At 72.4% G+C, this 24,894-nt stretch carries 19 protein-coding genes; 14 read left to right on the top strand and 5 right to left on the bottom strand.

Translation table 11 applies throughout. The features are described 5' to 3' along the window. The first annotated feature begins 38 nt into the window (after positions 1-38). The gene (locus tag ACIBTX_RS20805) at positions 39-836 is read left to right on the top strand and encodes a tyrosine-protein phosphatase (RefSeq protein WP_396832851.1); all 798 of its coding nucleotides are present in this window, start codon (positions 39-41) and stop codon (positions 834-836) included. 11 nt (positions 837-847) lie between these two features. Here the strand turns inward: ACIBTX_RS20805 and ACIBTX_RS20800 are convergent, their stop codons facing one another. Together ACIBTX_RS20800 and typA are read right to left on the bottom strand one after the other, a co-directional pair. Further along, positions 848-1,687, bottom strand: coding sequence for a serine hydrolase (locus ACIBTX_RS20800; protein ID WP_357127265.1), 840 nt, complete (start codon positions 1,685-1,687; stop codon positions 848-850). 107 nt (positions 1,688-1,794) lie between these two features. Continuing rightward, a complete protein-coding gene (gene typA / locus ACIBTX_RS20795) occupies positions 1,795-3,663 on the bottom strand; it encodes a translational GTPase TypA (protein ID WP_357127268.1) in 1,869 nt (622 codons plus the stop codon). Positions 3,664-3,796: 133 nt separating this feature from the next. Here typA and ACIBTX_RS20790 point away from each other — a divergent pair, with 133 nt between their 5' ends. Together ACIBTX_RS20790 and ACIBTX_RS20785 are read left to right on the top strand one after the other, a co-directional pair. Then, positions 3,797-5,209, top strand: coding sequence for a DedA family protein (locus ACIBTX_RS20790; RefSeq protein ID WP_357127271.1), 1,413 nt, complete (start codon positions 3,797-3,799; stop codon positions 5,207-5,209). A 33-nt stretch (positions 5,210-5,242) separates the two neighbouring features. Beyond that, the gene (locus ACIBTX_RS20785) at positions 5,243-6,139 is read left to right on the top strand and encodes a transglycosylase SLT domain-containing protein (protein ID WP_396832850.1); all 897 of its coding nucleotides are present in this window, start codon (positions 5,243-5,245) and stop codon (positions 6,137-6,139) included. Between the two features lie 48 nt (positions 6,140-6,187). Here the strand turns inward: ACIBTX_RS20785 and ACIBTX_RS20780 are convergent, their stop codons facing one another. Further along, positions 6,188-8,314 carry an MMPL family transporter gene (locus ACIBTX_RS20780; protein ID WP_396832849.1) on the bottom strand — a complete coding sequence of 709 codons (2,127 nt, stop codon included), beginning with the start codon at positions 8,312-8,314 and terminating at the stop codon, positions 6,188-6,190. 123 nt (positions 8,315-8,437) lie between these two features. Here ACIBTX_RS20780 and ACIBTX_RS20775 point away from each other — a divergent pair, with 123 nt between their 5' ends. The 5 genes from ACIBTX_RS20775 to ACIBTX_RS20755 all read left to right on the top strand — a co-directional run bounded on the left by ACIBTX_RS20775 (position 8,438) and on the right by ACIBTX_RS20755 (position 13,638). Continuing rightward, positions 8,438-8,953, top strand: a complete 516-nt coding sequence (locus tag ACIBTX_RS20775; RefSeq protein ID WP_357127345.1) for a MarR family transcriptional regulator — start codon at positions 8,438-8,440, stop codon at positions 8,951-8,953. A 2-nt stretch (positions 8,954-8,955) separates the two neighbouring features. Continuing rightward, positions 8,956-10,629, top strand: a complete 1,674-nt coding sequence (locus ACIBTX_RS20770; RefSeq protein WP_357127279.1) for a CocE/NonD family hydrolase — start codon at positions 8,956-8,958, stop codon at positions 10,627-10,629. 159 nt (positions 10,630-10,788) lie between these two features. After that, complete coding sequence (locus ACIBTX_RS20765; protein ID WP_363660733.1) at positions 10,789-11,661, top strand: hypothetical protein; 873 nt, start codon at positions 10,789-10,791, stop codon at positions 11,659-11,661. A gap of 124 nt (positions 11,662-11,785) precedes the next feature. After that, positions 11,786-12,361, top strand: coding sequence for a helix-turn-helix domain-containing protein (locus ACIBTX_RS20760; protein WP_357170826.1), 576 nt, complete (start codon positions 11,786-11,788; stop codon positions 12,359-12,361). Then, positions 12,358-13,638 carry an MFS transporter gene (locus ACIBTX_RS20755; protein WP_357127289.1) on the top strand — a complete coding sequence of 427 codons (1,281 nt, stop codon included), beginning with the start codon at positions 12,358-12,360 and terminating at the stop codon, positions 13,636-13,638. Before ACIBTX_RS20760 ends, ACIBTX_RS20755 begins: the two co-directional genes overlap by 4 nt. Positions 13,639-13,686: 48 nt before the next feature. On the opposite strand, the gene ACIBTX_RS20750 is transcribed toward ACIBTX_RS20755, so the two are convergent. After that, on the bottom strand, positions 13,687-13,890 hold the full coding sequence (locus ACIBTX_RS20750; protein WP_007072071.1) for a cold-shock protein: 204 nt from the start codon (positions 13,888-13,890) through the stop codon (positions 13,687-13,689). A 185-nt stretch (positions 13,891-14,075) separates the two neighbouring features. Here ACIBTX_RS20750 and ACIBTX_RS20745 point away from each other — a divergent pair, with 185 nt between their 5' ends. Next, on the top strand, positions 14,076-14,771 hold the full coding sequence (locus tag ACIBTX_RS20745; protein ID WP_357127292.1) for a 50S ribosomal protein L11 methyltransferase: 696 nt from the start codon (positions 14,076-14,078) through the stop codon (positions 14,769-14,771). Between the two features lie 101 nt (positions 14,772-14,872). Continuing rightward, positions 14,873-15,481, top strand: a complete 609-nt coding sequence (locus ACIBTX_RS20740; protein ID WP_357127295.1) for a VTT domain-containing protein — start codon at positions 14,873-14,875, stop codon at positions 15,479-15,481. Positions 15,482-15,818: 337 nt separating this feature from the next. Here the strand turns inward: ACIBTX_RS20740 and ACIBTX_RS20735 are convergent, their stop codons facing one another. Next, complete coding sequence (locus tag ACIBTX_RS20735) at positions 15,819-16,472, bottom strand: MBL fold metallo-hydrolase (RefSeq protein ID WP_357134874.1); 654 nt, start codon at positions 16,470-16,472, stop codon at positions 15,819-15,821. 258 nt (positions 16,473-16,730) lie between these two features. Between ACIBTX_RS20735 and rsgA the strand changes: the two genes are divergently transcribed. The 4 genes from rsgA (at position 16,731) to uvrC (ending at position 23,845) form a co-directional block, all read left to right on the top strand. Continuing rightward, a complete protein-coding gene (rsgA, locus tag ACIBTX_RS20730; RefSeq protein WP_357134873.1) occupies positions 16,731-17,801 on the top strand; it encodes a ribosome small subunit-dependent GTPase A in 1,071 nt (356 codons plus the stop codon). A gap of 249 nt (positions 17,802-18,050) precedes the next feature. After that, entirely contained in the window at positions 18,051-20,996 is a 2,946-nt protein-coding gene (uvrA, locus tag ACIBTX_RS20725) for an excinuclease ABC subunit UvrA (RefSeq protein WP_357134871.1), read from the top strand. 153 nt (positions 20,997-21,149) lie between these two features. Next, a complete protein-coding gene (locus ACIBTX_RS20720) occupies positions 21,150-21,632 on the top strand; it encodes a Rieske (2Fe-2S) protein (RefSeq protein WP_357134869.1) in 483 nt (160 codons plus the stop codon). 158 nt (positions 21,633-21,790) lie between these two features. After that, on the top strand, positions 21,791-23,845 hold the full coding sequence (gene uvrC / locus ACIBTX_RS20715) for an excinuclease ABC subunit UvrC (RefSeq protein ID WP_357399183.1): 2,055 nt from the start codon (positions 21,791-21,793) through the stop codon (positions 23,843-23,845). The last annotated feature ends 1,049 nt before the right edge of the window (positions 23,846-24,894 follow it).

Raw genomic sequence — 24,894 nt, 5'->3', positions numbered from 1 at the left:
CACCCTATACGCAGGAACACGGCGGGAGGGCGGGCCGGATGGTCGTACGGGACTGGCAACTGGTGGGCGCGCCGAACGCCCGTGACCTGGGCGGCCTGGTCGGCGCCGGTGGTCGCAGAGTGCGCGTCGGCCAGCTCGTCCGCACCCCGGCGCTGGGCCGGCTCACCGACGCCGACCTACCGGTGCTCGCGACACTCGCGCCGGCCTGCGTGGTCGACCTGCGCGACGGCACGGAGATCGACGTCGCGCCGCCCGACCGGCTGGCCGGCGAGCCCCGGGTGGTGCACCTGCCGGTGCACGATCCGGAACACCCGGTCTTCACGTACGTCTCGGCGGTGCTGCTCGGGCACGACCTCGACGCGTACGCTGAGTTGGCCCGGCAGGGCACGGCGGGGGCGATGGCCGAGATCTACCGGTGGTTCGTCACCGGCGAGTCGGCCCGGCGGAACTTCGGCGCGGCGGTACGCCTGGCCGCCGACCCGGAGAACCTGCCGCTGCTGTACCACTGCTCGGCCGGCAAGGACCGCACCGGCTGGCTCACCGTCATCCTGCTCACCGCGCTCGGAGTCGACGAGGAGGCGATCCGCGCCGACTACCTTCGCAACAACGCGTTGACCGAGAGCCTGCGCGCGGTGATCGTCGAGGCGATGCGCCGCCGCGAGCCCGCGCTGGACGTAGACGCGGTGCTGCCGGTACTGGAGGTCCGCCCCGCGTACCTCGACGCCGGCTACCAGGAGGTCCGCCGGGTGCACGGCTCGTTCGACGCGTACCTGCGCGACGGGTTGGGGTTGACCGACGACGTGGTCGAGGCGTTGCGGGCGCACCTGCTGGAGTGAGGGCGTCGGGCTCAGAGGCGGTGCCGGTCGGCCCACACCTGGGCCGAGACGCGCGCGATCAGCCGACAGGCGTCGTCGTCGCCGTCGTCCAGGTCGGTGGTGGTGCACACGGCGATCACGTACGGCGGGGCGTCGTCGGGCAGCACCACGCCGACACCGTGCCGCACACCGCGTACCCAACCGTTCTTCAGCGCGATGCGGGTGCCCTCGGGCAGGCCGGCGGCCAGGTCCTCGCGGTGTTCCTGCGCGAGCAGCACGTCCAGCATGGCGGCGCACCCGGTCGGCGAGGCGAGACGGCCGGGGGTCGTGACGCCGCTGGCCAGCGCGCCCAGCAGGGCGGCCAGGTCGGCGGCGGTGACGGTGTTGGTGATGCCGGCGTCGCGGGCCGCGAAGTCCTCGATGCCGCGGCCGGTGACGCTGTCGCGGGCGTCGGCGAGGGCCCACACCTGCGCCACCGCGGGCAGCCCGACGTGCCCGATGACCAGGTTGGTGGCCAGGTTGCTGGACCGCACGATCATCCGCTCGGCCAGCCAGCGCAGCGACGCCGTGCGGCCGAGCCGGTCCCAGACCGCGTCGTCGTTGTCGTAGTGCGGGGCGCAGGAGAACCGGGGCGCGCCGGGCTGGGCCGAGTCGAACTCGTTGACCACCGGGACGTCGGCGTCCAGGTCCAGCGTGCCGGCCTCGGCGGCGCGGTGCAGCGCCGCCAGCACCGCCACCTTCATGGTGCTGGCGGCGTAGTGGCCGGCGTGGGCGTGGCGGGTCCAGCTCGGGGGCGCGTCGAGTCGACCCACGTACGCCGAGACGGTGCCCGGCACCGCGTCCAGGAAGGCGTCGAGATCATCCCAGGTCATGCCGGTGACCGTAGTCGAGGAGGACGGCGTCGGGCGGACGTACCCCGGCGGGGAAGCGCACGGGCGCGCCGGCCGCAAGCGGCCGACGCGCCCGGTGCGGTTGTCGATCAGCCGGCGTGCTTGCGGCGGGCGGCGGCCCGGCCGCGCTGCTGCTGGTCGAGCACCACCTTGCGGATGCGCACCGAGGTCGGGGTGACCTCGACGCACTCGTCCTCGCGGCAGAACTCCAGCGCCTGCTCCAGCGAGAGCTTGCGCGGCGGGATCAGCTTCTCGGTCTCGTCGGAGGTCGAGGCCCGCATGTTGGTGAGCTTCTTCTCCTTGGTGATGTTGACGTCCATGTCGTCGGAGCGGGAGTTCTCGCCGACGATCATGCCCTCGTACACCTCGGTGGTCGGCTCGACGAACATCTGGCCGCGCTCCTGCAGGTTGATCATCGCGAAGGCGGTGACCACGCCGGAGCGGTCGGCGACGAGCGACCCGTTGTTGCGGGTGCGCAGCTCGCCGAACCACGGCTCGTACGATTCGAAGACGTGGTGCAGGATGCCGGTGCCCCGGGTGTCGGTGAGGAACTCGGTGCGGAAGCCGATCAGGCCACGCGCCGGCACCAACCACTCCATCCGGATCCAGCCGGTGCCGTGGTTGACCAGCTGCTCCATCCGGCCCTTGCGGGTCGCGAGGAGCTGGGTGATCGCGCCCAGGTACTCCTCCGGGGCGTCGATGGTCAGCCGCTCGACCGGCTCGCAGGTCTTGCCGTCGATCTCCCGGGTGACGACCTGCGGCTTGCCGACGGTCAGCTCGTAGCTCTCCCGGCGCATCTGCTCGACCAGGATGGCCAGCGCCAGCTCGCCGCGGCCCTGCACCTCCCAGGCGTCCGGCCGCTCGGTCGGCAGGACCCGCAGCGACACGTTGCCGACCAGCTCCTTGTCGAGGCGGTCCTTGACCATCCGGGCGGTGACCTTGGAGCCCTTGACCCTGCCGACCAGCGGCGAGGTGTTGGTGCCGATGGTCATCGAGATGGCCGGCTCGTCGACGGTGATCAGCGGCAGCGCCACCGGGTTCTCCACGTCGGCGAGCGTCTCACCGATCATGATCTCCGGAATGCCGGCGACGGCGATGATGTCGCCCGGGCCGGCGGTCTCGGCCGGCTTGCGCTCCAGACCCTCGGTCATCAACATCTCGGAGATGCGGACCCGCTGGGTACTGCCGTCGGTGCGGCACCAGGCCACGGTCTGGCCCTTGCTGATGGTGCCCTGTCGGACGCGGCACAGCGCGAGCCGGCCGAGGAACGGCGACGCGTCGAGGTTGGTGACGTGCGCCTGCAGGGGCGCGTCGTCCTCGTAGGCGGGGGCCGGGATGGTGTCCAGCAGGGTGCGGAACAGCGGCTCCAGAGAGTCGCTGTCGTCGGGCACCGAGCCGTCGGCCGGCTGGGTCAGCGAGGCGATGCCGTCCCGGGCGCAGGCGTAGACGATCGGGAAGTCGATCTGCTCCTCGTCGGCGTCCAGGTCGAGGAAGAGCTCGTAGGTGTCGTCCACGACCTCCTTGATCCGGGCGTCCGGACGGTCGACCTTGTTGATCACCAGGATGATCGGCATCCGGGCCCGCAGCGCCTTGCGCAGCACGAAGCGGGTCTGCGGGAGAGGGCCCTCACTGGCGTCGACGAGCAGCACCACGCCGTCGACCATGGTCAGGCCGCGCTCGACCTCGCCGCCGAAGTCGGCGTGGCCCGGGGTGTCGATGATGTTGATGGTGACCGGGTCCGAACCATCGGCGGGCAGGTACCGCACGCCGGTGTTCTTCGCCAGGATCGTGATGCCCTTCTCCCGCTCCAGGTCGCCGGAGTCCATCACCCGCTCGGTGTTCTCGCCTCGTGCGCCGTACGCGCCGGCCTGCCGCAACATGGCGTCGACCAGGGTGGTCTTGCCGTGGTCGACGTGAGCGATGATGGCGACATTGCGGAGGTCGGTGCGAAGCTGCATACCCTCTATCCTTCCGCCTGCGCTCGCGCAGGCTGCGTCGGGGTCACCCCCAGGTGCCCCTGATCTATGGTGAAACCGCTGTGCCGGTGGTTCCCCCGGCTGGCATGCTGGCTCCCGTGTCCCGGGGGCCTGAGTGCACGACCTGCTGACCTGGGTGCAAGGTCTGCCCACCCTGTGGATCTACCTGGTCGCCGCGCTGATCGTGGCGGGCGAGACCGCGGTGATCTTCGGCCTGCTGGTGCCGGGTGAGGCTACCCTGCTGCTCGTCGGCTTCCTCACCTACAACGGTACCTTGCGCCTCGGGCCGGCGTTGCTCGCGATGATCGTCTCGGCGTTGGCCGGCGACGCGCTGGCGTTCCGCGCCGGTCGGCGCTACGGCCCCCGGCTGCGCGCCGGGCTGGGTCACCGGGTCGGGCCCGAGCGGTGGAGCAGGGCCGACGCGATGCTCGCCCGCCTCGGTGGGCGGGGCGTGTTCGCCGCGCGGTGGGTGGCCTTCGCCCGCACCCTGGTGCCCCGGCTGGCCGGCGCGGCCGGCATGCCGTACCGGCGGTTCGCCGTCTGGAACCTGGCCGGGGTGGCGACCTGGGTGGGCGGCTCGATCCTGCTCGGCCACCTCGCCGGTGAGTCGTACGACACGGTCTCCCGGGTGCTCGGTCGGGCCACCGGCGCGGCACTGGCGTTGCTGGCGGGACTGCTGGGGGTGGTGCTCGCCGGCCGGTGGCTCGGGCGCAACCCCGACCCGGCGCGCGCGCTGCTGTCGCGGGCCGCCGCGCTGCCGCCGGTGCGCTGGCTCAGCGCCCGCTACGGGGTGCTGTTCTTCCTGGTGGCCATGCGGATCGGACCGACCTGGACGCTGCTGCTCAACCTGGCCGTCGGGCTGCTGCTGCTCTTCGCCGCCGGGCTGGCCATCGCCGGCCTGCTCGCCGTGGTGGTGCGCAACAGCGGACTGGCGGCCCTGGACGGGGCGATCGACGTCTGGTTCACCGCCCGCCGCACTCCGGACGCCGCCGACGCCACCCTGGTCGTGGTGTCACTGGTACGGGGGTGGGCGCTGATCGTGCTGGTGGCGATGGTGGCGGCGGTACTGGCGTGGCGTCGCCGCCCGCTGCGTACCGACCTGCTGAGCGTGGTGGGCACGGTCGGCGCGTTCGTGCCGCTGGTGGTGCTGGCCGGGGTGGCCGAGTTGACCGGCACGCACGGCGGCCCGGGTGGGAACGAGGCCGTCCCGTTCCCGACCCAGAACGCCGTGGTCGCGGCGAGCCTCTGCACCCTCGCCTGGCTGGTGTCGCGCAACGCGCGCTGGCCGGTGGCGGTGGCCGCGTGGACGGCCGCCGCGGCGGGCGTGCTGGGGGTCGGCGTCGCCCGGCTGTACCTGGGCCTGGACACGGCGAGCGGTACGGCGGCGGCGGTGCTGCTCGGCGTGCTGTGGACGGTGGTGTTCATGGTCGCCTGGGCCACCCGGGACCGTGCGGTCGGCGGACGGGAGCCGTCGAGCGGTCCGGTCCGCCCGTCGCAGGGGCAACCCCGGCCCGTCGAACCTTGCTAATCTGCGGCGACTGTTCGACGGGGGAGGATCACCATGCGTCAACGAGCCGGTCGGGTGGGCGCGCTCGTGCTCGCCGGCCTCCTGATCGCCGGCGGCACCGTGGGTTGTGCCGGCAAGGGGGAACGCCCGCAGGACCAGGCCGCCGCCCCCGTCTCGGTCACCGACGCGCCGACCGACGAGCCGGTCGACGAGCCGGTCGACGAGCCGTCCGTCGAGGCGAGCCCCTCAGCGAGCGGGGTGGCGGCGATGGGCGCCGCCCCGAGTCGCAGCGCGTCGGCCTCCCCGAAGCCGTCGAAGAAGCCGACGCGTACGTCGCCGCCCACGAAGCCGCGGGTGGTCGCCAAGGCGCCCACCGAGACGAAGGTCCCGCCGGCCCCACCGAAGCCCGCCTCCTCGTCCTGCAAGCCCAGCTACAAGGGCACGCAGGCGAGCCGTGCCGACGTGAAGACGGCGCTGTCCGCGGCCGCCGCCCGCACCTACTGGCCCAGCTCCGCCCCTGACCTCAAGATCCCGCTCAACCTGCTCAAGGCCACGGCCTGGCAGGAGAGCGGCTGGCAGTCCAACATCTACGCCTGCGACGGCGGCGTCGGGCTGATGCAGGTCATGCCGGCCACCGCGACCTGGATGAACCAGCGCTTCGACCAGAGCTACGACATCGCCGCCTACCAGGACAACGCGTACCTGGGCGCCAACTACCTGGCCTGGCTGACCAAGTACATCGGCGACATGTACTTCGAGTCCGACTTCCGGCTCGACGCGGACCTGTGCACCGCCGAACTGGACTCCTGCCTGCTCAACGCGGTCATCGCCGCGTACAACTTCGGGCACGGGGCGGTGGCGCAGGAGGGCGAGCCGCTGGCCATCCCGAACCCGTCGTACGTGCGCAACGTGCGGGCGCTGATGACCGAGTGCGTCTGCCTGGGCTACTGAACACGACGAAAAGGGGCGGGGGTGGACCCCGCCCCTTTTCCGTGCGCGTCAGTCGCGGGCGGCCACCGGCTCCCGCGTTGCCGGGGCGTCGACGGCCGGCTCGGCCTCGACGCGGCCCGGCCACCAGAAGCGGTCCCCCAGCAGGAACGCCAGCGCCGGCACCAGGACCGTACGGACCAGCAGCGTGTCCAGCAGCACGCCGATGCAGACGATGATGCCGATCTGCGTCAGCGTGATCAGCGGCAGCACGCCCAGCACGGCGAACACCGCCGCCAGCAGCACCCCGGCGCTGGTGATGACACCTCCGGTGACCCGCAGCGCGGACAGCATGCCGTCGCGGGTGCCGGCGCTGCGGGCGTCCTCGCGCGCCCGGGTGACCAGGAAGATGTTGTAGTCCACACCGAGCGCCACCAGGAACACGAAGGCGAGCAGCAGCACGCCGCTGTCCAGCGCCGGGAAGTCCAGCACGTGGTCGAAGAGCAGCCACGCCGCGCCGAGGCTGGCGAAGAACGACGCGATCACGGTGAGCACCAGCAGCACCGGCGCGACCAGGCCCCGCAGCAGCAGCACCAGCACCGCGCCGACCAACAGCAGGATGATCGGCAGGATGAGCCGCAGGTCCCGGTCATTGGCCTCGTCGGAGTCGTACGTCGCGGCCACCGAGCCGCCCACGATCGCCCCGACGGGCGACTCGACGCCGCTGACGGCCGGGGGAGCGGAGTCGGGAACGGCGGCGACCGCGTCGCGCAGCGCCTCGATCGCACGATCCGAGGCGGGCGTGCCGGGCTCGGCGTCCAGCACCACGTCGACCTGGGCGACGGCCTGGCCGGCGTCCCCCGGTCGGGCCGAGGCGACACCGGGTACGGCGGCGGCGACGTCGGTGACCGCCCGTACCGCCGCCGGGGTGGTGAGCACGGCGACCGGTTGGGTGCTGCCGGCGGGGAACGCGCGGGCCAGGGTCTGCGCGCCGGTCACCGCCTCGGGCGCGGCCCGGAACTGCTCGGTCTCGGACAGGCCGGTGCGGATCCCGAGCCCACCGAGGGCCAGGCCGCCGAGCAGCACGGTGGACAGCGCCGCGACCACCACCGGTCGGCGTCGTACGAGGCCGCCGAGCCGGCCCCAGAGTCGGCCCTCCCGGGCCGGGCCGCCGACCCGGGGTACGAACGGCCAGAACAGGCCGCGACCGAAGAGCACCAGCACGGCGGGGAGCACGAACAGCGCCGAGAGCATGGCGAAGACCACCCCGGTGGCACAGGCCACGGCCAGTGCCCGGTTCGTCTCCTGCTCGCTGAGCAGCAGGGTGAGCACCCCGAGCACCACGGTGCCGCCGCTGGCCAGGATCGGCTCGGCGGTACGGCGCAGCGCGGCCCGCATCGCCGCGAAGCGGTCCTGCTCGCGCCGCAGCTCCTCCCGGTAGCGGGCGATGAGCAGCAGGGCGTAGTCGGTGGCGGCGCCGAACACCAGCACGCTGGCGATGCCGGTGACCTGGCCCTGCTGGAGGTTGATGCCGACGGCCGGCACGATCGTCTCCACCGCGCGCAGGGTGAGTTGTTCGGTCGCGGCGACGACGACCAGCGGCACGATCCACAGGAACGGACTGCGGTACGTGACCAGCAGCAGCAGGGCGACCACGGCGGCGGTCACCGCGAGCAGGGTGACGTCGGCGCCCTCGAAGACCGACGACAGGTCGGCGGTGAGGGCGGGGGCGCCGGTGACCTCGGCGGCCAGCGGGTCGGGCAGGTCCGACAGCGCGTCGCGCAGCTCGGCGACCCGTGCGGTGACGTCCTCCTGACCACCGGCGGTGTCCAGCGGGACGGCGACGAGCGCGACCGTACCGTCCGGGGAGACCTGTGGGGGGCTCACCCGGCCGCCCACCGCGAACCGGCCCAGGTCGCCGGAGCGGGAGGTCAGGGCGGCCCGGTCGGCGTCGCTCAGCGCTCCGCCGCCCTCGCGGCTGACGACCACGATGGCCGGTTGGACGTCGCTGGTGGGCAGTTGGTCCTGGAGACGTTGCACCTGGGTCGACTGCCAGGTGGCGTCCAGGCCGGTGGCGGAGACCGGCGTCGGATTGTCCGGCCGCGGGACACCGAAGACGACCGCGGCGACGACGAGCGCGGCGGCGACGGTCAGCCAGGCGGCCAGCCGACCCCGCGCGACCCTGCTGAAGACGGACATCACTGACCCCTAGGTCTTTCGAAAGCCAAGTATCTTGATGGCCGAGATTATCGGCGGCTGCTCTATGCTGCAACCCGGCAGACCGACGACGGGGAGAAGCGGCGCGACGTGGCGACTCACGGCATGTACCGGCGGCGCGACACGCGCCGCGAGCAGCTGGTCGCCGAGATCACCAACAACCTCCGGCGGTACGCGGTGGACGCCCAGCAGGTCGGTCACGCCTTCGCCACCCTGCACGGCCTCAACCCGACCGACCTGAACGCGCTGATCGCCGTCATGGACGCCGAACTGTTCGGCGACCCGATCACCCCCGGCCGCCTCGGCGAGCAGCTCAACCTGTCCTCCGGATCGGTCACCGCCCTGATCGACCGCCTGGAACGGGCCGGGCACATCCGCCGCGACCGGGACACCACCGACCGGCGCAAGGTGCTGCTGCACTACGCCGACCAGGGCGCCGCCCTCGCGATGGAGTTCTTCCGGCCGCTGGGCGCCCGTACCGACACCGTGATGGACCGCTTCGACGACGACGAGCTGGAGGTCGTGCACCGGTTCCTGGGCGAGATGGGCGAGTCGCTGCGGGCGCACCGTGACGCGGTCCGTGCCGCCCGGCCCGGCGCGCCCCACCGGACGACGGGCTGACCGTGCCCGGCCGGCTCGTCGCCCGCCTCGCCGCCGCCGCGCTGCGGCTGCCCGTGACGCGTCCCGGCCCGGTCCGGGCCACCCGGGGCATTCCGGTCCGCGCCCGGGACGGCGTGGTGCTCCGCACCGACCACTACGCGCCGCACCGCGCATCCGCGCCGGCCGTGCTGATCCGCACCCCGTACGGTCGGGGTGGTCCCTTGCGGCTGCTCGGCCGGTTGCTCGCCGCGCGGGGCCGGCACGCCGTGATCCAGTCGTGCCGGGGCACCGGCGGCTCGGGCGGCACCTTCGCCCCACTGGTGCACGAGCGCGACGACGGGGTCGACACCCTCGACTGGCTGCGCCGCCAGCCCTGGTGGTCCGGGGCGTTCGGCATGTTCGGCGTCAGCTACCAGGGCTTCGCCCAGTGGGCGCTGGCCGCCGACGCCGGCGAGGAGTTGCGCGCGATGGTCGCGGTGGTGACCGCCTCGGCCACCCGGGACTCGACGTACGCGGGGGAGTCGTTCGCCCTCGACACCGTGCTGACCTGGGCCGAGCTGTTGCACGCCCAGACCGTGCCGTGGCTGGCCCGGCAGTGGGAACTCAAGCGTGGCCAGCCCCGGCTGGCCGCCGCGCTGGCGCATCTGCCGCTCGCGGACGCCGACCGGGTGGCCACCGGTGTCCGCATCCCGTTCTTTCAGGAGTGGCTGCGCCACCACACGCCGGAGGCGGCGTACTGGCGTGAGCGGGTCTTCGCCGACCGGGTGGCCCGGGTGCGGGCGCCGGTGGTCATGGTCACCGGCTGGCACGACATCTTCCTGCCCGCCCAACTCGACGACTACGCCACCCTGCGCGCCACCGGCGCTCGACCGCGCCTGGTGATCGGGCCCTGGACCCACGGCAGCCCCGGGCTGTTCGTGGCGGCCCTGCGGGAGGGGTTGACCTGGCTCGACGAGCACCTCGACGGGCCGTTGGACGACGAACCCCCGCCCCGCGCCGCCCCCGTCCGGCTGCACGTGGGGGGTCGCGGCGGCGGCTGGCGGGACCTGCCGGACTGGCCACCGCCGACCGTCGGGACCGCCTGGCACCTGCATCCGGGCGGTGAGCTGGCGGTACGTCCCCCGGTCGCGTCGACGGCCGACGGGTTTCGGTACGACCCGGCCGACCCCACCCCGTCGCTGGGTGGGCCGCTGCTGGTCGCCCAGCGAGCCGGTCCGGTGGACAACCGGCAGGTCGAAGCCCGCCCCGACGTGCTGACCTACACCAGCGCGCCGCTCGTCGAGCCGGTCGAGGTGATCGGCCCGGTCCGCGCCGAGCTGCACGTCCGCAGCGAACTGCCGCATCTGGACGTCTTCGTGCGGCTGTGCGATGTGGACCGGCGCGGTCGGTCGTGGAACGTGTGCGACGGTCTGGTGCGGGTGACGCCCGAACGCTTCCCCACCGACTCGTCCGGGGTGCTGCGGGTGCCGGTGACGCTCTGGCCGACCGCGTACCGGTTCGCCACCGGGCACCGGCTGCGGGTGCAGGTCGCCGGTGGCGCCCATCCGCGGTGGGCACGCAACCCCGGCACCGGCGAGCCTCTCGGTACGGCGGTGACGCTGCGTGCCGGTTGGCGGCAGGTGCTTTCTGGCCCGGCTCACCCGTCGGCGCTGCTGTTGCCGATCGTCCACTCTGCCCCGGCTCTGCCTCCAATCTGAACAGAGCGCCTCTGAGCTGGGCATTCATCGGAACTGCGGGCTATGGTTGGGTCAACGCCCGGCGCCGTGCAGCACCAGACCGGGCTCGCCCACAGCCCACCACCGCGTACGCGGTGTGACGTCGCGCCCGGTCCCCGCCCCAGCCGAAAGGGGGACCCCATGACGCGGGCCCCGGACAATCTGTTGGACCTTCGACGTCTGCTCCTCACCCACCTCGACAACGCGCCCGGCCCGGACGACCTCGATCCGGCGGAGGTCGGCATCGTCGGCGACCCGGCCCACCGGGGCGGCTATCACTGCGGCTCGGACCGGGTGGTCCCGAACGACTACTCGGTGGTCGAGTCACCCCGGGACCGGTCCGGACTGACCCTGGACGCGGCGGCGATCGACGTCGGCGAGTTCGACGTCCGCTCCGGTGCCGGTAGGCACACCCTGGCCAGCTTCTCGGTGTGGTGTGTGGGTCAGTGCGCCGCGAACGCGGCCGACACCCGGGACATCCGCGAGATCATCTACAGCCCCGACGGTACGACCGTGAAGCGGTGGGACCGGCTCGGCAAACGCACCAGCGGCGACAGCTCGCACCGCTGGCACACCCACTTCAGCTTCTTCCGCGACGCCATCAAGGCGGGCCGCGACCAGCGGCCCCTGTTCCGCCGCTACCTCAGCTCCATCGGACTCCTGGAGGACGACGACATGACCCCCGAAGAGCACAACTGGCTGGCCACCGTCCACAAGAACCTGACCGTGCTGGACGGCCGCAACCCGATCGGACAGATCTACACCCGGTTGGGCGAGGGACGGGACGACACCGGCGCCCCGGTCGTCGGCAACTGGAACCTGCAGTCGATGACGAAGCAGCTCACCGACCTGCAGACCACGCTCAACGCGCTGGCCGGAAAGGACGTCACCGACGAGGCGGCGATCGTTGCGGGCGTGTTGGCCGGGCTGACGCCGGAGAAGATCGCCGCGGCCATCCCGCCCACCATCGCCAAGCAGGTCGCCGACGAGTTGGCCCGCCGGCTCGTCGCCTGAACGGGAGGCGGCCCGACCCCACCGGGCCGCCCCCACCCGTCCGCCCCCACTCGTCCGGCGGTTCGCAACGAATGTTGAGCAATAACAGTTGCGCAACATCTCTTGCTGATGCCATGCTGCCGGTATGGAGAAGCCCGACGTACGCCAGGTCACCGACTCGCGGGTCCTCGCGGCCATGGCCCACCCGCTGCGCCGCCGCCTGATGGACGTGTTCAAGGTGCACGGGCCGTCGACCGTCGGCCTGCTCGCCGAACGCACCGACCAGGCGCCGGCGAACGTCAGCCACCACCTCAAGGTCCTCGCCGCCGCCGACCTGGTCACCGAAGCCCCCGAGCTGGCCCGGGACCGCCGCGAACGCTGGTGGAAACTGGTCACCCGGGGAGTGCGCTGGTCCTCGGCCGACTTCGACACCGACCCCGCCGACCGCGCCGTCGCCGACGCCGCCACCTCGCTCAACCTGGACCGGCACGTCGCGCTGGCCCGCGCCTGGCACGCCGCCGAGGAGACGGCGCAGGCCGCCTGGGGCGACGCGCCGTTCTCCTCCGACCGGTGGCTGCACCTCACGCCCGAGGAGCTGGACGAGCTGGGTGCCGAAATCAACGCCCTGCTCGCCCGCTGGGAGAACCGCGAGCGGTCCGACGACGGCGTCGAGCGGCACCCGGTGTTCGTGTTCGTCCACGGCGTACCGGCCCGGCCGTGACGGCGGCCACCCGGACCGGTCCCACGCCGGTCCGACCGGCCGGTGGGCTGCTGCGCCACCGCGACTTCCGCCTGCTCTGGGCCGGCCAGACGGTCAGCAGCATCGGCAGCAACGTCACCGTTGTCGCGCTCCCGCTGGTGGCGGTCGCCGTACTCGACGCCAGCACCTTCCAGGTAGCGGTCCTCACCGCCGCCGCCTGGCTGCCCTGGCTGCTGATCGGCCTGCCGGCCGGCGCGTGGGTGGACCGGTTGCCACGCCGGCCGCTCATGGTGGTCTGCGACCTGATCTGCGCGCTCGCCTTCCTCAGCGTGCCGGTGACGGCGCTGCTGGGCCGCCTCACCGTCGCGCAACTCCTGCTGGTGGCGCTCGGCGCGGGCGTGGCGCGGGTCTTCTTCGAGACCGCCGACCAGGTCTACCTGCCGGTGCTGCTGCGACCCGAGCAGCTACCCGACGGCAACGCGAAGCTCCAGGCCACCCAGACGATGAGCTACGTCGTCGGGCCCGGCATCGCCGGTCTGATCGCCCAACTCGCCGGCGCGGTCGCCGCGCTGCTGCTGGACGCGCTGACGTTCCTGCTCTCCGCGGTGTTCCTGCTGCGGATCCGCACCGCCGAAACGCGTCCGGAACGGCGGGACCACTCCCGATCGCTGCGCCGGGACATGGCCGACGGGCTCCGCTTCGTCATCGGTGACCCGTACCTGCGGGTGCTGACGCTCTACGGCGCGGCCAGCAACATCGGTCTGACCGGCTACCAGGCGGTCCTGGTCGTGTTCCTGGTCCGCGAACTACGACTCGCGCCGGGCCTGGTGGGCGTGCTCGTCGGGGTGATGAGCGTCGGAGGCATCATCGGCGCGCTGCTGGCGACCGTGGTCGCCCGGCGCTTCGGCAGCGCCCGTGCCCTGCTCGTCGCGGCGGCGCTCACCGGCCCGTCCGCCCTGCTCATCCCGTTGGCCGGGCCCGGAGTCGGCCTGCTCTGGCCGGCGCTCGGCGGCGTGCTCGTCAGCCTCGGCGTCGCCATCGGCAACGTGGTCAAGGGCGCGTTCCGGCAGACGTACACGCCGCACCACCTGCTCGGGCGCGTGACGGTGAGCATGCACCTGCTCAACTACGGCACCATCCCGCTGGCAGCCGTGCTGGCCGGGGCGCTCGGCGCGCGTTACGGCGTCGGCACCGCGATCACCGTGATGACCGCCTGGTCGGCGCTCACCCCGTTGATCCTGCTGATCGGACCGCTCCGGCGGCGGCGGGACTTGCCCGCCGCCCCGGCAGCGTCGTGAGTGCACTGCGACGGCGGCCGGGAACCGACCGCCGTCACCGGCACGGAGCTACATCGGGCGGACGTTGTCCGCCTGCGGGCCCTTCTGGCCCTGGGTCACCTCGAACTCGACCTTCTGGCCCTCGTTGAGCTCCCGGTAGCCGCTCGTCGCGATGGCGGAGTAGTGGACGAACACGTCCGGCCCTCCACCATCCTGCTCGATGAAGCCGAAGCCCTTTTCCGAGTTGAACCACTTAACCGTGCCGGTTGCCATGCATCTCTCCCTGTTCAAAGCGGCGGACCACCGGCCTCGAGGCCGATGGTCGCCCGTACCTGTTCGACAGTAACGGGCAAAACCCCGATCCGCCGGCCGAAGTGCCGTAGGTCTTTTCTCGAACTCAGATGAACACTCCGCGTCGCCCGCGTGCCAAAGCCGCCCCGACCGCTTCGTCGTGCGGCATGCTTGCGCCGATGAGGGGTCCCGCAGCCACCGCGCTGTCCGAGCTGGAGCGCGAGATCGACGCGCCCGGCGCCGGCCTGGACCGGCTCCGGCTGGTCCCCACCCCGTTCGTCCCGGAGGTGCGCCTGCACCTCGCCGAGGACGCGATCGTCTGGTGGGCCCGGATGGAGGCGCTCGCCGGGCACCCCCTGACGGCGCCGTACTGGGCCTCCGTCTGGCCCGGCGGTCAGGCCCTGGCCCGACACCTGCTGGACCACCCCGAGCTGGCCGCCGGGCGTCGCGTCCTCGACCTCGCCGCCGGTTCGGGACTCGTGGGCATCGCCGCCGCGCTGGCCGGCGCCGCCGAGGTCGTCGCCAACGACATCGACCCGTACGCTGTGGCGGCCGTCACGGTCAACGCCCGCGCCAACCGGGTCACCGTCGACGTCAACGGCGACGACCTGCTCGACCGCGACAGCGCCGACGCGGACCTGGTGGTCGCCGGGGACGTCTTCTACAGCCGTCCGATGGCCGCCCGGATGCTGCCGTTCCTGCGACGGGCCGTCGCCTCCGGCGCCGAGGTGCTGGTCGGGGACCCCGGCCGGGCGCACCTGCCGGTCGACGGGCTGCTGGTGCTGGCCGACTACCCGGTGCCCACCACCGAGCCGTCGGTGGACCCGTCGCCGCGTCGGGTGCGGGTGCTGCGACCCGCCTGACCCGCCGGCCATCTCAGGGGTGACCCCGAGGTGGACACCAGGGGGCGGTAAGGGCTGCGACCGGATGTCCACGGTGGCACGACGGCCATAGCGTACGAGGCATGACGCATTGGCTGGCCCAGGTCGGAGAGCTACCCATCCTGGTGCTGATGGGCGTACTCGGGTTGGTGATGCTCTTCGACGCCGTACCGCTGCTCGGCGTCCTCGTCCCCGGCGACGTGGCGATCCTGGCCGCGGTCGGGGTGGGCCGCCCGGCCACCGGGCTGGCCACCTTCGCCGCGGTGCTCGCCGGATGCCTCGCCGGCTGGTCGCTGAGCTTCCTGATCGGTCGCCGGTACGCCGAACCGCTGCGCCGCAGTCGCATCGGAGGCTGGATCGGCGAGTCGCGCTGGAGTGCGGCCGAAGGGATCCTCAGCCGTGGCGGCGGGCGGATGGTGATGGTCGCGCCGTTCCTGCCGGTGTTCAACGCCCTGCTGCCGCTGGCCGCCGGCGGACTGCGGATGTCGTACCGGCGGTTCCTCGGCTGCGCGGCCCTCGGCGCGGCGGCCTGGGCCGGTCTCTACCTGGCGCTGGGCATCGCGTCACGGTCGCTGGCCGCGCTGCTGCCGGGCGCGCCCAGCCCGTTGCTGGTGACCATGGGGGTGGGGTTGGTGCTGGCCACCGTGGTGTTGCTGGGGGCGCGGCGGCGGCTGTTCGCTCTTGCTGGCTGATCGCTCTTGGTTGCTGACTGTGGTTGCGGTGGGGGCGGGGGGGGGGGGGGGGGGGGGGGGGGGGGGGGGGGGGGGGGGGGGGGGGGGGGGCCCGGCCGGCCCCCCCCCCCCCCCCCCCCCCCCCCCCCCCCCGCCCCCGTCGGGGTCTTGGTCCGCCGGTCGGGTCGCGGTCTTCCGGCGGGTTGTTCGACCTTCAGTGGCTCTTGGTCAGCGTTTGGTGGCCCGGGTTGGGGGCCCGGGTGGGTGGCATCTCGGGCCCGGGTGGGTGCCTCTGGGTGTGGCCTGGTGGGGGTTGCGCGGGCCGGTGGCTTCGCCCTGTGGCTGACAGGTGGGTGGGTTACCAGCCTCGGGTTCGCCACTGGGGGAGGGCCGGGCGTTCGGCGCCCAGGGTGCTGTCCTTGCCGTGGCCCGGGTAGAACCAGGTGTCGTCCGGCAGTTGGCCGAACAGCTTGTGCTCGACGTCGTCGATCAACGCGGCGAAGCGCTGCGGGTCCTTGTCCGTGTTGCCCACACCGCCGGGAAAGAGACTGTCGCCGGTGAACAGGTGGGCGGTGCCGGCCGGATCGCGGTAGAGCAGCGCGATCGACCCGGGCGTGTGCCCCTTGATGTGGATGACCTCCAGCGCGCAGTCACCCACCGCGACGGTGTCGCCCTCGGCCAGGTGTTCCGCCTCGATCGGCAGCCCGGACGCGTCGTCGGCGTGCACCAGCGCCCGCGCGCCGGTCTTGGCGACCACCTCCTCCAACGCCACCCAGTGGTCCATGTGCTGGTGGGTGGTGACCACGGCGGTCAGGCCGTCGTCACCGATCAGCTCCAGCAGCCGGGGCGCCTCGTTGGCGGCGTCGATCAACACCTGGTCGCCGGTGCCGGAGCACCGCAGCAGGTAGGCGTTGTTGTCCATCGGGCCGACCGACAGCTTGCTGATCGTGAGCCCGGACAACTCGCGGACCGCCGGCGGGCCGCCGTGGGTGACATCTCCGCTGTAGGTCATGACGTGTCGACATCCATTCCGGTGGAGGAGGCGCTCGGCGGCTGTGCGGTGGCGTCGCGCGGGCGGCGCGGCGGTGCGCACGCGTCGACCCTAGCGGGCGGGCGCCGCACCGTCGTCGCGGAAATCGCTTTCGGCACGGCGCGTCGCGCCCTACCGTCGGCGTCACAAGCGGCACTCGGACGTCGGACGGAGGTGGAGTTCATGCCGGACGTGGCACGCGTGTTCCGCCATCACCAGCTCGACACCGATGAGGATGCTATGACCATCGATCTGACCGCCCTCGGCTGGGACGCCGACCGGGCGTCGTACGCCGCCCGACGTGGCGAGCGCCACCCGGGCCGGGTGGCCCGGGTGGACCGGGGAGTCTGCACGGTGCTCACCGTCGACGGCCCGGTCCGCGCCAGCCTCGGCCCGTCCGTGCTGGCCGCCGCCGTCCAGGACCCCTCCGCGCTGCCCTGCGCGGGAGACTGGGTACTGCTCACACACTGGCCGGACCGCCGGATCACGGTGGGGGCCGTGCTGCCCCGGCGAGCCGCGCTGATCCGCCGTACCGCCGGCAAGGACGCCAGCGGCCAGGTGCTGGCCGCGAACCTCGACACGGCCGCCGTGGTGGAGCCGGTGCACCCGGAGCCGGACGTGGCCCGCATCGAGCGGCTGCTGTCCCTGGTCCACGAGTCCGGGGCCCGGCCGCTCGTGGTGCTGACCAAGTCCGACCTCGCGGCCGACCCGGCCGCGCTGGCCCGCCAACTCGCCGCCGTCGCACCCGGTGTGCCGGTGCTGCCGGTCAGCGCCGAGCACGGCACCGGGCTGGCGCCGCTGCGCGCCGAGGTCGCGCCGGGTCGCACGCTGGGGCTGCTCGGGCCGTCCGGCGCGGGCAAGTCGAGCCTGGTCAACGCGCTCGCCGGCGCGGTGATGATGCCGACCCAGGCGATCCGCCGGGTTGACGGCAAGGGCCGGCACACCACCACCTGGCGGGCCCTGGTGCCCATCCCGGGCGGCGGCGCGGTGATCGACACGCCTGGCGTACGCGCGGTCGGTCTCCTCGACGGCGTGGCCGGGTTGGACCGGGCGTTCGCCGACATCGCGGGGCTGGCCGAGGGTTGCCGGTACGCCGACTGCCGGCACGACGGCGAGCCGGCCTGCGCGGTCCGGGACGCGCTGCGGACCGGTGAGCTGTCCGCCCGCCGTTGGGAGAGCTGGCGGCGGCTGCAGGGCGAGGTGGCGCACGAGAGCGGGCGGCGTGCCGCCCGCCTCGCCGCCGAGCGACGCGGCGGCTGGCGCTCGGCGCGACGCCGGGCGGCACGCCCGCCGTCGCCCGGGGGTTACTGACCGGGGCTTTGCCGTCGGGGTACGTGCCCGGCGGCAACGGCCGGTGCCAAAGGCTCGCGGCCGGCGCGGCCGACCGGGCTGAGCTGGGGGAATGTGCGGGCGGGGGAAACTGTCGTACCTCGGGGCTAGAGTTGCCGAGGCGTGTTTTCCGCGCCCGTACCGACCGCTCATGAGCAGCTACGACCGCTCGGAAACAGCACAGAGCGGGACAGACCCTCCGCTTCACCTTCACCCGGGAGTACACGTACCGTGGCCGACCGACTCATCATCCGTGGCGCGCGCGAGCACAACCTGCGTGACGTCAGTCTCGACCTGCCCCGGGACGCTCTCATCGTGTTCACCGGGCTGTCCGGGTCGGGCAAGTCGAGCCTGGCCTTCGACACGATCTTCGCCGAGGGGCAGCGGCGCTACGTGGAGTCGCTGTCGTCGTACGCCCGGCAGTTCCTCGGTCAGATGGACAAGCCCGACGTCGACTTCATCGAGGGGCTGAGCCCGGCCGTCTCGATCGACCAGAAGTCCACCTCGCGCAACCCGCGCTCCACCGTCGGCACCATCACCGAGGTCTACGACTACCTGCGGCTGCTCTTCGCCCGCATCGGCGAGCCGCACTGCCCGGTCTGTGGCGAGCGGATCTCCAAGCAGAGCCCGCAGCAGATCGTCGACCGGGTCCTCGCGATGGCCGAGGGCACCAAGTTCATGGTGCTCGCCCCGGTCATCCGGGGCCGCAAGGGCGAGTACGTCGACCTCTTCGCCGAGCTGCAGGCCAAGGGTTACGCCCGGGCCCGCGTCGACGGCGTGGTGCACCCGCTGACCGAGCCGCCCAAGCTCAAGAAGCAGGAGAAGCACACCATCGAGGTGGTGATCGACCGGCTCACCGTCAAGCCGAGCGCCAAGCAGCGACTGACCGACTCGGTCGAGGCCGCGCTGGGGCTGTCCAGCGGCCTGGTGCTGCTCGACTTCGTCGACCTGCCGGAGGACGACCCGGAGCGGGAGCGCCGCTACTCGGAGCACCTGGCCTGCCCCAACGACCACCCGCTGGCTATCGAGGATCTCGAGCCCCGGGTGTTCTCCTTCAACGCGCCCTACGGCGCCTGCCCGGAGTGCACCGGCCTGGGCACCAAGAAGGAGGTCGACCCGGAGCTGCTGGTTCCCGACCCGGAGCGCAGCCTGCGCGAGGGCGCCATCCAGCCCTGGTCCACCGGGCACAACCTGGAATACTTCCTGCGTCTGCTGGAGGCCCTCGGCGAGGCCCAGCACTTCGACATCGACACCCCGTGGCGGGCGTTGCCGGCACGGGCGCAGAAGACGATCCTGCACGGCTCCGACGACCAGGTGCACGTGCGCTACCGCAACAAGTACGGCCGTGAGCGCTCCTACTACACCGGCTTCGAGGGCGTGGTGCAGTGGATCGAGCGCCGGCACTCCGACACCGAGTCCGAGTGGTCCCGCGACAAGTACGAGGGCTACATGCGGGACGTGCCGTGTGCGGCCTGCGGGGGCGCCCGGCTCAAGCCCGAGGTGCTCGCCGTCACCCTGGCGGGCAAGAGCATCGCCGAGGTCTGCAACCTGTCCGTGGGGGAGTGCGCCGACCTGCTCGCCGGCGTCGAGCTGACCGACCGGCAGAAGCTGATCGCCGAGCGCGTCCTCAAGGAGATCAACGCCCGGCTGCGGTTCCTGCTCGACGTCGGCCTGGACTACCTCTCCCTCGACCGGCCGGCCGGCACGCTCTCCGGCGGTGAGGCGCAGCGCATCCGGCTCGCCACCCAGATCGGCTCGGGCCTGGTCGGGGTGCTCTACGTGCTCGACGAGCCGTCGATCGGGCTGCACCAGCGGGACAACCACCGGCTCATCGAGACGCTGATCCGGCTGCGCGGGCTGGGCAACACGCTGATCGTGGTGGAGCACGACGAGGACACCATCCGGGTCGCCGACTGGATCGTCGACATCGGCCCCGGCGCGGGCGAGCACGGTGGCAAGATCGTGCACAGCGGCTCGGTGCCGGCGCTGCTGAAGAACAAGGAGTCGATCACCGGGGCTTACCTCTCCGGTCGGCGGTCGATCCCGACGCCGACCGGCCGCCGTCCGCAGACCAAGGACCGTGAGCTGGTGGTGCACGGCGCGCGGGAGCACAACCTGCGCAACCTGACCGTCTCGTTCCCGCTGGGCCAGCTCATCGCGGTCACCGGCGTCAGCGGCTCGGGCAAGTCGACGCTGGTCAACGACATCCTGTACGCGGTGCTGGCCAACCAGATCAACGGCGCCCGCCTGGTGCCCGGCCGGCACACCCGGGTCTCCGGGCTGGAGCACGTCGACAAGGTCGTCGGCGTGGACCAGTCGCCGATCGGCCGTACGCCCCGCTCCAACCCCGCCACCTACACGGGTGTCTGGGACCACGTCCGCAAGCTCTTCGCCGAGACCACCGAGGCCAAGGTCCGGGGGTACGGGCCGGGTCGGTTCTCGTTCAACGTCAAGGGTGGCCGCTGCGAGGCGTGCTCCGGCGACGGCACCATCAAGATCGAGATGAACTTCCTGCCCGACGTGTACGTCCCCTGCGAGGTCTGCAAGGGCGCCCGGTACAACCGGGAGACCCTGGAGGTGCACTACAAGGGCAAGACCGTCTCGGACGTGCTGGAGATGCCGATCGAGGAGGCCGCCGAGTTCTTCTCCGCCATCCCCGCCATCCACCGGCACCTCAAGACCCTCGTCGACGTCGGCCTGGGCTACGTACGCCTCGGGCAGCCCGCGCCGACGCTCTCCGGCGGTGAGGCGCAGCGGGTCAAGCTCGCGTCCGAGCTGCAGAAGCGCTCCACCGGGCGCACGGTCTACGTGCTCGACGAGCCGACCACCGGTCTGCACTTCGAGGACATCCGCAAGCTGCTGATGGTGCTCGAGGGACTGGTCGACAAGGGCAACACCGTGATCACCATCGAGCACAACCTCGACGTGATCAAGACGGCCGACTGGCTCATCGACATGGGCCCCGAGGGCGGTCACCGGGGCGGTACCGTGCTCGCCACCGGCACCCCGGAGGAGGTCGCCGAGGTCGCCGAGAGCCACACCGGCGAGTTCCTGCGCCAGGTGCTCAAGCTCGACGGCGAGGCCAAGGGCGCGGCGGCGGCCACCACCCGGGCCGCCAAGGCCAACGGCGCGACCAAGACGCGGGCGACCCGCAAGGTGCCGGCCGGCGCGCGCTGACTTTCCCGCATCTCTTCGGGGCGGGTCGGCTGACGACCCGCCCCTTTTGCCGGGGTCGCCCGGATGCCGGGGTGAACTATCCGGCACAGTTGCGCGTGGAAGGAAGTGTGGCCGGCTTTCGGACCGGCGCACTGGGCGAGAGAGAGGCGAGGCATGAGCGACGATCAGGCGCTGACCGGACCGGGTACGCAGACCCGTCGTACCCTGCTCACCGGCGTCGGGGCGGTCGGCGCGGCCGTCGTCCTGGCTGCCTGCGGCAGTGACGACGGCAGCGGCAGCGACGGACCCACCAGTGGCGGCCCCGCCGTGCCCAGCACCGGGGACGCCGGCGGCGGCAACCGGCAGAACGCCCAGTCGCTGGCCACCACCGCCGACATCCCGGTCGGCGGCGGCAAGATCCTCGCCGCCGAGGGCGTGGTGATCACCCAGCCCGCGGCCGGCCAGTTCAAGGGCTTCAGCCCGATCTGTACGCACCAGAACTGCCCCGTGTCGAACGTCGATGGCGGCACCATCAACTGCACCTGCCACGGCAGCAAGTTCTCGATCGAGGACGGCTCGGTGAAGGCCGGTCCGGCGAAGAAGCCGCTGCCGCCGAAGGACATCAAGGTCACCGGCGACCAGATCTCGCTGGCCTGACCCACCTGGGCGCGCCGGTCGCGCCGGTCGGCCATTGATCAACTCGCGTTTCCGGAAGTCGGGGTGTCTGCGGCTCTCCGACACCCCGACTTCCGGGAAGCCGGGGTGGATCACGCGCCTGCGGTGGGGTGTCGGGGGTGCGGACTAGGCTTGGCGGTGTGGCTGACCCCTCGACCTACCGTCCCGCACCCGGCACCATCCCGGAGTCACCGGGGGTCTACCGCTTCCGCGACGGCACCGGCCGGGTGATCTACGTCGGCAAGGCGAAAAACCTGCGCAGCCGGCTCAACTCCTACTTCGGCGACGTCTGGAACCTGCACGAGCGCACCCGCCAGATGGTCACCACCGCCGAGTCGGTGGACTGGATCACCGTCGGCACCGAGGTCGAGGCGCTCCAGCAGGAGTTCACCTGGATCAAGCAGTACGATCCCCGGTTCAACGTCCGTTACCGCGACGACAAGTCGTACCCCTATCTGGCCGTCACCCTCGACGAGGAGTACCCGCGCCTCCAGGTGATGCGCGGCGCGAAACGCAAGGGTGTGCGCTACTTCGGGCCGTACTCGCACGCCTGGGCCATCCGCGAGACCCTCGACCTGCTGCTGCGGGTCTTCCCCGCGCGGACCTGCTCGGCCGGCGTGTTCAAGCGGGCCGGCCAGGTCGGCCGCCCCTGCCTGCTGGGCTACATCGGCAAGTGCTCGGCCCCGTGCGTCGGCACCGTCTCGGCCGACGAGCACCGTGCCATCGTCGACGGGTTCTGCGACTTCATGGCCGGCCGCACCGACACCATGGTCCGCAAGATCGAACGCGAGATGACCGAGGCCAGCGAGGCGTTGGAGTTCGAACGGGCCGCCCGCCTGCGCGACGACGTGGCCGCCCTGCGCCGGGCCATGGAGAAGCAGACCGTCGTGCTCGGCGACGGCACCGACGCCGACGTGGTCGCGTTCGCCGACGACCCGCTCGAGGCGGCCGTGCAGGTCTTCCACGTCCGCGACGGCCGGGTCCGCGGCCAGCGCGGCTGGGTGGTGGAGAAGACCGAGGACCTGACCACCGGCGACCTGGTGCACCACTTCTGCACCCAGGTGTACGGCGGCGAGCACGGCGAGGCGGACGTACCCCGTGAGCTTCTGGTGCCCGAGCTGCCGGCCGACGCGGACGCGCTCGCCGACTGGCTCACCAGCCACCGCGGCAGCCGGGTGTCGTTGCGCGTGCCGCAGCGCGGCGACAAGCGCACCCTGCTGGAGACGGTCGAGCGCAACGCCAAGGACGCGCTGGCCCGGCACAAGCTCAAACGCTCCGGCGACCTGACCACCCGCGGCAAGGCCCTCGACGAGATCAGCGAGGCGCTGGGCATGCGCACCTCGCCGTTGCGCATCGAGTGCTTCGACATCTCCCAGATCCAGGGCACCGATGTGGTGGCCAGCATGGTGGTCTTCGAGGACGGGTTGCCCCGCAAGAGCGAGTACCGGCGGTTCATCGTCCGGGGCGCCACCGACGACCTGTCCGCGATGTCCGAGGTGCTGCGTCGCCGCTTTGCCCGCTACCTCGACGCGCGGGCCGAGACGGGCGAGGTGGGTGTGGAGTCGGCCGACGACCCGTCCACCCCGGTCGACCCCGTCGATCCGCAGGTCGGTGTCCTGATCGACCCGACCACCGGCCGGCCGCGAAAGTTCGCGTACCCGCCGCAGCTGGTGGTCGTCGACGGCGGCGCCCCGCAGGTCGCGGCCGCCGCGCAGGCCCTCGCCGACCTGGGCATCGACGACGTCGCGCTCTGCGGCCTCGCCAAGCGGCTGGAGGAGGTCTGGCTCCCGGACGACGAGTTCCCGGTCATCCTGCCGCGCACCTCCGAGGGCCTCTACCTGCTGCAACGCGTCCGCGACGAGGCGCACCGCTTCGCCATCACGTTCCACCGCCAGCGCCGCTCCAAGCGGATGACCGAGTCGGCGCTGGACAATGTCCCCGGCCTGGGCGAGGTACGCCGCAAGGCGCTGCTACGCCACTTCGGCTCGCTCAAGCGGCTCTCCACGGCAACCGTCGACGAGATCACCGAGGTACCCGGGGTCGGTCGTCGTACCGCCGAGGCGATCCTGGCCGCCCTGGAGACGGGGGTGCCGGCCGACACCGGCGCGGAGGCGACCTCCGACGCGGGGAGCGCACCCCCTGCGGGGGCGGCTTCTGCCGCTGAGCCAGCGGTCGAGGGCTTGCCTTCGCCATGATCGACTCGACTTCGGCGATATCGGGCTATCAACCGGCTGGTATAGCGCGCTATCGCCGAAGTCGTGTGGATCACCACCTCGCCCCGAGGCGCGCATGCTCCTGCCGCGCGCCGTATGGGCGACATGACCTGATATGGGCGACGATCCGGGCCCGTCCTGTCGGGCCGGCATGGTGGGGTCACCGGGGCGAAGTGGCACTTTGCCGGCCTGGGCGTTGCTCCGCACGCCTGCTCCCGGTGTCGCCAGTGAGCAGCTGCCTGTCCACCTACCTGAATACGGAACGCGCCGCCGCCGCAGACCCCATGATCGTGCTCGATCCTGGTTGTAGTGGCCTCGGCCGCGCGGCGAGGGGCCTCTTTCCTAGTTCGAGCACGATCTTGCCCCTCGTGCGCCGTCTCACCCTCAGTTGGGCTGGTGCGCCCTGGTTGGTGAGACAACACTTTCGGGGATGTTGCTGCCTCACGACGGGCTGAGGCAGCAACATCCCCGATATTGCGCAGATCATCGGACCCGCCCAGGCGTGGCCTGTCGGCGTCGGCATCGGCTCGGCTCGGGTCGGCTCGCGTCCGCTCGGCTTCGGCTCGCTTCGGCTCGCGTCGGGTCGGCTCGGCTCGCGTCGGGTCGGGTCGGGCGTCACGATTTGTCCGGTTTTGGTGGTCGGGTGGCGCTTGGGTACTCGGGGTCGATCGTGCCCGCGCCTCGATCGACTCCAGGTCGCCGATGTGGGGGCATCCTTTGTGCGCAGATGCCGCCACTTCGGCGATGTCGAGTCGATCATCCCCGGTGGGGCCTGACGGTCTGTCCCGCCTGGGCGGTTTGTCCTGTTCAGGGGTGGGTGCCGTGACGGGTCGCATCCCGGCGGCGGAAATCGCGGGCCGGGTCGGGTCGTTGTATCTGGCACGCCGCCGCGACCCTCGGGTCACAGCCGCACGACACCGGTCGCAGTGCGCCACAGCCGCCGGGAACACCCGCCGGGCCGGCGTCGTTACACCCCCCGCGCCGCCGAGCAGCTCGCCGGCCCAGAGCCGGTAGCCGCGGCCGGGAACACC

The organism is Micromonospora sp. NPDC049359 (assembly GCF_044466585.1).
In the GTDB taxonomy this organism is placed as follows: Bacteria; Actinomycetota; Actinomycetes; order Mycobacteriales; family Micromonosporaceae; genus Micromonospora.
Note: the sequence above shows the minus strand (reverse complement) of the source record. Positions and strands in the feature narration are given on the sequence as shown.

Excerpts from the sequence above, each read along its gene's own strand:
- ACIBTX_RS20805 (WP_396832851.1), top strand. The coding sequence starts at position 39 with ATGGTCGTACGGGACTGGCAACTGGTGGGCGCGCCGAACGCCCGTGAC.
- ACIBTX_RS20780 (WP_396832849.1), bottom strand. The coding sequence starts at position 8,314 with ATGTCCGTCTTCAGCAGGGTCGCGCGGGGTCGGCTGGCCGCCTGGCTG.
- ACIBTX_RS20765 (WP_363660733.1), top strand. The coding sequence starts at position 10,789 with ATGACGCGGGCCCCGGACAATCTGTTGGACCTTCGACGTCTGCTCCTC.
- ACIBTX_RS20745 (WP_357127292.1), top strand. The coding sequence starts at position 14,076 with ATGCTTGCGCCGATGAGGGGTCCCGCAGCCACCGCGCTGTCCGAGCTG.
- ACIBTX_RS20735 (WP_357134874.1), bottom strand. The coding sequence starts at position 16,472 with ATGACCTACAGCGGAGATGTCACCCACGGCGGCCCGCCGGCGGTCCGC.
- ACIBTX_RS20785 (WP_396832850.1), top strand. The coding sequence starts at position 5,243 with ATGCGTCAACGAGCCGGTCGGGTGGGCGCGCTCGTGCTCGCCGGCCTC.
- ACIBTX_RS20760 (WP_357170826.1), top strand. The coding sequence starts at position 11,786 with ATGGAGAAGCCCGACGTACGCCAGGTCACCGACTCGCGGGTCCTCGCG.
- typA (WP_357127268.1), bottom strand. The coding sequence starts at position 3,663 with ATGCAGCTTCGCACCGACCTCCGCAATGTCGCCATCATCGCTCACGTC.
- ACIBTX_RS20750 (WP_007072071.1), bottom strand. The coding sequence starts at position 13,890 with ATGGCAACCGGCACGGTTAAGTGGTTCAACTCGGAAAAGGGCTTCGGC.
- ACIBTX_RS20775 (WP_357127345.1), top strand. The coding sequence starts at position 8,438 with ATGTACCGGCGGCGCGACACGCGCCGCGAGCAGCTGGTCGCCGAGATC.
- ACIBTX_RS20720 (WP_357134869.1), top strand. The coding sequence starts at position 21,150 with ATGAGCGACGATCAGGCGCTGACCGGACCGGGTACGCAGACCCGTCGT.
- ACIBTX_RS20740 (WP_357127295.1), top strand. The coding sequence starts at position 14,873 with ATGACGCATTGGCTGGCCCAGGTCGGAGAGCTACCCATCCTGGTGCTG.
- rsgA (WP_357134873.1), top strand. The coding sequence starts at position 16,731 with ATGACCATCGATCTGACCGCCCTCGGCTGGGACGCCGACCGGGCGTCG.
- ACIBTX_RS20800 (WP_357127265.1), bottom strand. The coding sequence starts at position 1,687 with ATGACCTGGGATGATCTCGACGCCTTCCTGGACGCGGTGCCGGGCACC.